Source organism: Sphingomonas sp., assembly GCF_013816785.1.
Taxonomy (GTDB): Bacteria; Pseudomonadota; Alphaproteobacteria; order Sphingomonadales; family Sphingomonadaceae; genus Sphingomicrobium.
In genome coordinates, this window is the sequence record NZ_JACDDV010000074.1 from 1 (window position 1) to 7910 (window position 7910).

9 protein-coding genes are annotated in these 7910 nt (G+C 64.8%); 6 read left to right on the forward strand and 3 right to left on the reverse strand.

Features of this window, described 5'->3' with window-relative positions; all coding sequences use genetic code 11:
- Positions 1-141 (forward strand): iron-sulfur cluster assembly accessory protein (locus tag H0W65_RS11565; protein WP_294007740.1); only part of this gene is annotated, 141 nt, incomplete at its 5' end.
- Positions 141-917 carry an exodeoxyribonuclease III gene (xth, locus tag H0W65_RS11570; protein ID WP_294007732.1) on the forward strand — a complete coding sequence of 259 codons (777 nt, stop codon included), beginning with the start codon at positions 141-143 and terminating at the stop codon, positions 915-917. The genes H0W65_RS11565 and xth, both read left to right, overlap by 1 nt.
- Here xth and H0W65_RS11575 read toward each other — a convergent pair.
- Positions 909-2054 (reverse strand): N-acetyltransferase, encoded by a 1146-nt coding sequence (locus H0W65_RS11575; RefSeq protein WP_294007733.1) that lies wholly within the window; start codon positions 2052-2054, stop codon positions 909-911. The genes xth and H0W65_RS11575 overlap by 9 nt on opposite strands.
- A gap of 138 nt (positions 2055-2192) precedes the next feature.
- Here H0W65_RS11575 and H0W65_RS11580 point away from each other — a divergent pair, with 138 nt between their 5' ends.
- Positions 2193-3281: a fatty acid desaturase gene (locus tag H0W65_RS11580; RefSeq protein WP_294007734.1), complete on the forward strand. Its 1089-nt coding sequence runs from the start codon at positions 2193-2195 to the stop codon at positions 3279-3281.
- Between the two features lie 39 nt (positions 3282-3320).
- Here H0W65_RS11580 and lptG read toward each other — a convergent pair whose 3' ends face one another.
- Together lptG and lptF are read right to left on the reverse strand one after the other, a co-directional pair.
- Positions 3321-4418: an LPS export ABC transporter permease LptG gene (lptG, locus tag H0W65_RS11585; protein ID WP_294007735.1), complete on the reverse strand. Its 1098-nt coding sequence runs from the start codon at positions 4416-4418 to the stop codon at positions 3321-3323.
- Positions 4415-5623: an LPS export ABC transporter permease LptF gene (gene lptF / locus H0W65_RS11590; RefSeq protein WP_294007736.1), complete on the reverse strand. Its 1209-nt coding sequence runs from the start codon at positions 5621-5623 to the stop codon at positions 4415-4417. Before lptF ends, lptG begins: the two co-directional genes overlap by 4 nt.
- Before the next feature lie 154 nt (positions 5624-5777).
- On the opposite strand from lptF, the gene H0W65_RS11595 reads away from it, so the two are divergent.
- The 3 genes from H0W65_RS11595 to H0W65_RS11605 form a co-directional block, all read left to right on the forward strand.
- Complete coding sequence (locus H0W65_RS11595) at positions 5778-6278, forward strand: DUF2141 domain-containing protein (RefSeq protein ID WP_294007737.1); 501 nt, start codon at positions 5778-5780, stop codon at positions 6276-6278.
- The gene (locus H0W65_RS11600; RefSeq protein ID WP_294007738.1) at positions 6278-7255 is read left to right on the forward strand and encodes a diacylglycerol kinase family protein; all 978 of its coding nucleotides are present in this window, start codon (positions 6278-6280) and stop codon (positions 7253-7255) included. The genes H0W65_RS11595 and H0W65_RS11600 overlap by 1 nt, the downstream gene beginning before the upstream one ends.
- 8 nt (positions 7256-7263) lie before the next feature.
- On the forward strand, positions 7264-7910 hold a 647-nt coding region (locus tag H0W65_RS11605; RefSeq protein ID WP_294007739.1), incomplete at its 3' end, for a hypothetical protein.

A 7910-nucleotide genomic window follows, 5' to 3' on the forward strand; every position in this document is an offset into this window, starting at 1 on the left:
CTGGTGGTCGACCCGGTCAGCCTCGACCTCCTTGATGGCAGCCAGGTCGATTATGTCGAGGATCTCGGCGGATCGGCGTTCAAGGTCACCAATCCCAACGCCGCCTCGGGCTGTGGTTGTGGATCGAGCTTTTCGGTCTGATGACCAGGCTGGTCACGTTCAACATCAACGGTATTCGTGCGCGCCTGCCGCGCCTGCTCGAATATCTTGGGCGCGAAGCCCCCGACATTGCCTGCCTCCAGGAACTGAAGTGCGCCGACGAATCCCTGCCGATCGGAGACATTGAGGCGGCCGGCTATGGCGCGGTGTGGCATGGGCAGAAAGGCTTTAACGGGGTGGCGATCTTGGCGAAGGGAGACGCGCCGGTCCTGCGGCAGGTCGGCCTGCGGGGCGACCCCGACGATACCCACAGCCGATATATCGAGGCCGAGGCGCACGGGCTGATCGTCGCCTCGATCTATTTGCCCAACGGCAATCCGATCGGAACCGAGAAATTCGACTATAAACTCCGCTGGATGGAGCGCTTGCGCGAGCGCGCCGCTGCCCTGCTCGCCGACGAACGGCCGACGGTGCTGGCCGGCGACTACAACGTCATCCCCGAAGACCGCGACACTTTCTCGCGCCGGGCGATGAAGGACGACGCGCTGTTCCAGCCGGAAAGCCAGGCGGCATTCCGCACGATCGTCAACCAGGGCTGGACTGACGCTTTGCGCGCGCTCCACCCCGACGAGGAAAAGCTGTTCACCTTCTGGGATTATCAGGCCGGGGCGTGGCAACGTGACGCGGGCTTTCGTATCGACCATCTGCTCTGTTCGCCGCAGGCCGCCGACCGGCTTCGCGGCGCGGGCGTCGATAAGTGGGCGCGGGGCGAGGAAAAAGCGTCGGACCACGCGCCGACCTGGATCGAGCTAGCCTAGGTCGCGCTCGTAGATCCGGTAGACGTGGTTGATCTTCGAACCCGACAGGTCGGCGATTGACACCATTCCCTGGTTGTCCTCGAGGATCCAGCCGAACTCGCCCTCCTTGACTCCGTAATTCTCGACGCAAGCGATTCGGATTTTCTCGATCAGCATGAAGGCCAGCTGGCCGGCGATGCGCGCGCCCTGCAAGCGCTTGACCACGCCCATCAGTGGAATGCGCACGCGCCGGGTGCGGGGTTTGCGCAGCCGCCACAACAGTCTCGCCCAGCCGAACGGGAACAGCCTGCCGTCGAGGTCGGCAATCAGCTCGTTGACGTCGGGAATGGTCAGCATAAACGCGACCGGCTCGCCGTCGAGTTCGGCGATGCGGACCATGTCCTCGTAGATGATCGGCTTCAATTTCTTGCCGGCGTAGACGATCTCGGCGTCGGTCAGCGGCACGAAACCCCAATTGTCTGACCAGGCGTCGTTTAGGATGTGAAGGATGATCGTCGCTTCGCTGGCGAATCTCGACTTGTCGACCTGGCGGATGGCGATGCGCGGATTGGCGTTGCCCGCCGCGACCAGCCGCTGGATCATCGGCTGGCGATCCTTGGTGATGTCGAGCTCGTAGGTATGAAGATCCTTGACCTTGGCATAGCCCGCCGCCTCGATCCACGCGGCATAGGCCGGGCGGTGGTGACCCATCATCGCCATCGGCGACTGTTCGAAGCCCGAGATCAGCAGCCCCGGTTCGTCCCAGATCGAGATCGAGATGGGGCCCATCGCGCGGGTCATGTCTTGCCCGCGCAGCCATTCCTCGGCCGTCGCGATCAGCGCTGCCGCGGCTTTCCCGTCGAGCGCTTCGAACATGCCCCATTGGCCCAAGCCCGCCGCCATATGCGTCTGGACCAGATTATCGACCTGCGCACTGATCCGCCCGACGATCGCGTCGCCGCGCTCCGCCAGCCACAACTGGGCGCGACCATGCTCGAACCATGGGTTCTTGCGGGGATCGATCAGTCCGTGGACTTCGTCCTTCAAGGGCGGAATCCAGGCGGGATCGTCCTTGTAGACCTGCCACGCGAAGTCGACGAACGCCTTGCGGTCGGCCTTGGAGGCGACCGGGCGGACGGAGAGCGGGGCGGAGGTCATGGGCAACGAGCTAGCCGCGACCCTGCCGCCGGGCAAGCGCCCGGCCGGCCGAACAGCTTAAGTTCATGTGAAGGCGCGCATATGAACCGCCATCAATGCGCCACTATCTCCTGCAATTCGCGCCCTTGGACCGGATCAATGAATCAATTCGCCAATTTCGACCGGGCAACCGGAGGTGCCGTCAAGGCGCGCGCGGCTCCCCGGTCGTGGGCCGACGACAAGGCCATGCTCAAGGCGGCGGCCGATCTGACCCGCGACCTCAACGTCGCGCGCCCCGCGGTTTATTGGGGCGACCTGATCGCGTCGGTCCTGATCGGCTATGGCGCGCTGGCGACCGCGATGGCGGCCGGTTCGACGCCCGTGATGCTGATCGGGGCCGTGATCGCCATCCTCGCGCTGTACCGTGCGGGCAGCTTCATCCACGAGCTGACCCATATCAAGCCTAACGCCGTTCCCGGCTTCCGTCTGACGTGGAATCTGATCGTCGGCATCCCGCTGCTAGTGCCGTCGTTCATGTACGAGGGCGTGCACAACATGCACCACGGCAAGACGCGCTATGGCACCGCAGACGATCCCGAATATCTGCCGCTGGCGCTCATGAAGCCGTGGACGCTACCGTTGTTCGTCGTCGCCGCCCTTTTTGCCCCGGTCGCGCTACTGTTCCGGTTCGCGGTGCTGACGCCACTGTCACTGCTGTCGCCGCGACTCCGCTCGCTGGTCGTTGCACGCTATTCGGGCCTGCAGATCAATCCGTCGTTTCGTCGCCCGGCGCCAACCGGTGCCTTCGCGCAACAGTGGAAGTGGATGGAGACCGCGACCAGCCTGTGGGCGATCGCGCTGATCGCGATGGCCGTCACGGGGACCGTCCCGCTCCGGGCGTTCGCCATCTTCCTGGTCGTGGCGTCGGGCGTAATGCTCTTAAACCAGGTTCGCACGCTGGTCGCGCATTTGTGGGAGAATGACGGCGAGCCGATGAGCGTCACGGCGCAATATCTCGACAGCGTCAATGTGCCACCGCCCGCGGCCATGCCCGCGCTGTGGGCGCCGGTGGGTCTGCGCTACCATGCGCTGCATCATTTGCTGCCCGGATTGCCCTATCATGCGCTCGCACAGGCCCATCGCCGCCTGTGCGCCGCACTGGACATGGCATCCCCTTATCATGCTTCGAGCCATCGCGGGCTGGCGCCGCTAGTCGGCCGCCTCGCGGCGAGCAGCTGGCGGTCCTGATCGCCACGCTCACCAGCCCCCCGGACTGGCTGCGCGTGACTATTCTTCCTGTCTGATCAGGACAAGTTCGCCGATCAGCAGGAACAATAGGAAGGGCGCCCAGGCCGCGACGATCGGCGGGTAGGCGCCGAAATTGCCGAGCGCGAGGCTCAGATTGTCGACCACGAAATAGGCGAAACCGAGCGCCATGCCGATCACCGCGCGCAGCAGTACTCGGCCCGAGCGGGCAAGGCCAAAAGCGGCGGTTGCGGCGAGCAGGGGCATCAGCAGCGTCGACAGCGGTCCTGAAATCTTGTGCCACCAGCCGGTGCGCGCCTCGTCGCTAGGCCGGCCGGCAGCGTCCAGTTCGGCGATCGTCTGCCCGAGCGCGACGAAATTGCGCTCGCCAGGGTTGACCTTGGCTAAAGTGAAACGGGTCGGGTCGACGCCGGCAAGGCCGTCGCGCTGTTTCTCGGTTGAGACGAGGTTACGCCGTGCGTCGAAGGTGCGCAGGCCGGTCAGCCTCCATCCGTCCGGCACCTGATCCGCCCGCGCCACATTCACCACGTCTTTCAGCGACCCCTTTTCGCGCCGATAAATGGTGATCTTCTCAAGACGGGCCGCGGCGCCCCGGCCTATCACGCGGCCGGCGAGGACCATGTCGTCGCCGTCGCGTATCCATACATTCGAAAGAACGTCGCGTTCGGGCGGCACTGGTTTGAAGTCATTGTCGGACCAAATATTGACCTCGCGGGCGCTGCTCACCACGACCAGCTCGTTGAAGGCGAACAGCAGCAGCGCAACCCCAATGCTGGCCGCGATCATCGGCGCGAGAATCTGGTGCGCCGACAGGCCGGCCGCCTTCATCGATACCACCTCACTATGCTGGTTGAGCCCGACCAGTGCGATCAACGTACCGAGCAGCACCGAAAAAGGCAGCAGGAAGGAGATGAGGCTCGGAATGCGCAACATCGCGTAGCGCCACAGCTCGGCCTCGCCATTGCCGGGCACGGCCAGGATCTTTCCCGACTGACCGAGCAGATCGAGCGTCAGCAGGACCAGCACCAGCGCCGCCATCACGGCCAGGCTGCGGGTCAGGAATAGGCGCGCGGCATAGGTCGCGATCCGGCGCGACGGCATGAAGTTGAAGTTGATCATGCGGCGGCCTCGACCAGTCCGTCACGGCGACGGGGGAGAAGGCCGCGCAGCAGTTTGCCGAGCCGCGCGAACGCCGCTTCGAGCGCTCCGATCGGCTGGCCGCCGGGGCGGTGGGCAATGACATGGTACATCCAGGCGATGAGGGCGACGAGGCCGAGGAACGGCACCCACAGCGCCAGCTCCGGGATGAACCGCCCCTGCGCCCCCGCGCTTTGGGCATATTGATTGACCTTGTGATAGGTCACCACCAGCACGATCCCGACGAAGATGCCGAGCGCCGAGCTGCTCCGCTTGGGCGGCACCGCCAGCGCGACGGCCAGCAGCGGCAGCATCAGCATCATCACCACTTCGACCAGCCGAAAATGAAAATTGGCGCGGGCGGCCAGCGTTTCCTCCGGCGCCGCTTTGGTTTCGCCATAGGCGCGGCGGGCGATCTCGGGCAAGGTCAGCTCCTCCTGCTCATTGCCGCGCCCGCGGAACCCGTCGATTGCGGGCACTTTGATTGGCAGGTCATAGCTGGTGAACGACAAGGTACGCGGGGTGGCGAAGCTCTTGCCCTCCTGGACCAGGATGCCGTCCTTCAGGCGAAAGATGATCGTTCCAGGATCGTCGGTCGACAGGAATTGGCCTTCGGCAGCGGTTGCCGCGACCCGCATTCCCGATTTGTCGTCGAGCGCGATGAAAATGCCGGACAAATGCATTCCATGGTCGTCGCTACGGTCGATCCGAAGCGTCATTCGCTTGCCCAGATTGTTGAACTCGCCGACCTTGATCGACGCGCCGAGCGCGCCGGAGCGCAGATCGAAGCGAAGCCCTTCATAGCGATAGCGGCTGTAGGGCTCGACCCATCCGGCGATGGCGACGTTGGCCAACATCAGTGCGATCGCGAACATGTAAGGGACACGCAGCAGCCGGCCGTAGCCGATCCCGATCCCGCGCAGCGCGTCGAGCTCCGACGACAAGGCCAGCTTCCTGAACGCCAGGAGGACGCCGAGCAACAGGCCGATCGGTATCCCGAGCGAGAGATATTCGGGCAGCAGATTGGCCAGCATCCGCCAAACGACGCTGACCGGCCCACCGGCGTTGATCACGAAATCGAACAGGCGGAGCATTTTGTCGAGCACCAGCAGCATCGCCGCCAGAACCAGCGTACCGAGCAGGGGGACCGCAATATTGCGGGCAAGATAGCGGTCGACCAACGCCACGAATGTGCACCTTTTCGTCGTCGCGGCACCATGATTTGGCCGCAAAGCGGGCCGACAGGGACGCCGGGGCGTCCGGCCTGACCGATTCCTTAGGGGAGGAAACGGGAAGAAACGAGGCGCCGCTTGTGCCTATAGCGAATTTAGCGAGTAAATCATGTTGAAATTCCGTCCCCAGCACCTGGTCATTCCTGCCGTGGCGATCGTGGCGATGAGCGTGTTTGCGCTTCCGGCCGAGGCCGCGACAACGCCCGCTTGCGCTCCCGGCAAACCGTCGGTCATGGTCCATGTCGTCGGCTTCAAGCAGGCGCGCGGCCTGCTCAAGGTCTCGCTCTATGGGGGCGACAGCAGCCGTTGGCTGGCAAAGAAGGGCCGTATCAGCAAGGTCAAGTTGCCGGTGACCGGCCGCGCGATGGACGTCTGCTTGCCGGTTCCGGCGCCGGGCCGCTATGCGGTCGCGGTCCACCACGATTTCAACGTCAACGGTGAGCGTGACCGCCAGGACGGCGGCGGCTATTCCCGCGATCCAAAGGTCAGCCTGTTCAACCCCAAGCCAGCCTATTCCAGGGCTGCCTTCAACGTTGGCAACGGTCCGGCGCGGGTCGGCGTGACCCTGCTTTATATCCACGGCCTGAGCGTGGGGCCCGTGGGGGGCTGATGCCGAGGCCGCGGATCGCCCTGCTCAGCAATCCCAAATCGACAGGCAACCTTGCCCAATTGCCGCGCATCCGCGCCTTCTGCGCCGAGCATCCCGACATCTTCCATTACGAGGTGGAGCGAGCCGGCCAGATCGGCGAGGCGATGCGCACCATCGCTCGAATCCAACCCGCCGTGCTAGTGATCAACGGCGGCGACGGTACCGTGCAGGCGGCGCTGACCGAGCTTCACAATGGAAATCATTTCCCCGGAACGACTCTACCGCCGGTGGCGGTGTTGCCCAGCGGCAAGACCAATTTGATCGCGCTCGACCTAGGGGCGCACGGCGACCCGATCGCCGCGCTAAAGAAGCTGCTCGTGCTCGCCCAGGCCGACCTCGCGCCGCACCTCGTCGCGCGCGAATTGATCGCGCTGTCCGGGGGTGAGGGCGGGCTGGCGCCGGTGATCGGAATGTTTCTGGGCGGCGCCGGCCTCGCCGACATCATGCTCTATTGCCGCGAGCGCATTTATCCGCTCGGCCTGCCCAATAGCGTCAGCCATTTCATCACTGCGATCGCCGTGGTGTTGCACCAGGTGTTCCGCCTGCGCGCCAGCTTCCTGCCCCCCGAAACCGCGCCGCTCAGCGTATCGGTGCGGCGCGAAGGAGCGATCAACGGCCGCTTCTCGCTGCTGTTCGTCACCACGCTCGAGAAGATTTTGCTGTCGAGCGAAGTGGCATCGCACGGCAAGGGCGTGCTCAAGTTCGTCGCCGTCGAGCAGAAGCCTTTTTCGTTACTGCGTGCTTTCGCCGCCAGCCTCCGCGGCAAGCTCGGCCGGACCAAGATGGATGGTGTCCATGTCGAGGAAGCCGACGAAATCGAGATCGAAGGCGAGGCGAGCCAGGTTATCCTCGACGGCGAGACCTTCCGCGCCGGGATCGGCAAGCCGATCCTGCTGCGCACTGCGCAACCGCTGTCGTTCGTCCGCATCGCCGCCTGAGCAGTTCCGTGCCGAAGTCTCTGCGTGCGTTGGTCGAAACCGAACTGGCGCAACCCGTCGACCCGCAGATCACGGCCATGGCCGAAGCGATCGCGGCACGGCACGGCGCGGCCAGCCGGGCGGTGCTGTTCTACGGATCGTGCCTGCGCGAGCGTCACCTCGACGGGCTGATGCTCGATTTCTACCTGATCGTGTCCGATTATCTCGCCGCCTACGACAAGGCATGGCTGGCGCACGCCAACGCCCTAATTCCGCCCAACGTCTTCCCGTTCCGCCATGGCGGGCTGATCGCCAAATATGCGGTGCTGAGCGAGGCCGATTTCCATCGGCTCAACGGTTTTGAAACGCGCAGCGTGTCGGTCTGGGCTCGGTTCGCCCAGCCATCCCGGCTGGTGTGGGCGCCGGGAGCGGCGGCACGGTCCAAAGCGATCGACGCGGTCGCGCGGGCGGCCCCGGCGTTGCTGGCCGCGGCCGGATCGATCGATGGCGAGGAATCCCTCAACTGGTGGCGAAGGTCGTTCGCCCTGACCTATTCGGCCGAGCTTCGAGCCGAGCGTAAGAGCCGCAGCGGTTCGGTCGTCGATGCCGATCCCGAGCGCTACCGGCGGTTCAGCGAGCCGGCCATCGCCGCCATTCCGAAAGCGGCCAAAAGCGG

What these genes read in the sequence shown, in the direction of transcription:
- H0W65_RS11580 (WP_294007734.1), top strand. Translation starts at nt 2,193, where the DNA reads ATGAATCAATTCGCCAATTTCGACCGGGCAACCGGAGGTGCCGTCAAG.
- H0W65_RS11595 (WP_294007737.1), top strand. Translation starts at nt 5,778, where the DNA reads ATGTTGAAATTCCGTCCCCAGCACCTGGTCATTCCTGCCGTGGCGATC.
- H0W65_RS11575 (WP_294007733.1), bottom strand. Translation starts at nt 2,054, where the DNA reads ATGACCTCCGCCCCGCTCTCCGTCCGCCCGGTCGCCTCCAAGGCCGAC.
- H0W65_RS11600 (WP_294007738.1), top strand. Translation starts at nt 6,278, where the DNA reads ATGCCGAGGCCGCGGATCGCCCTGCTCAGCAATCCCAAATCGACAGGC.
- lptG (WP_294007735.1), bottom strand. Translation starts at nt 4,418, where the DNA reads ATGATCAACTTCAACTTCATGCCGTCGCGCCGGATCGCGACCTATGCC.
- xth (WP_294007732.1), top strand. Translation starts at nt 141, where the DNA reads ATGACCAGGCTGGTCACGTTCAACATCAACGGTATTCGTGCGCGCCTG.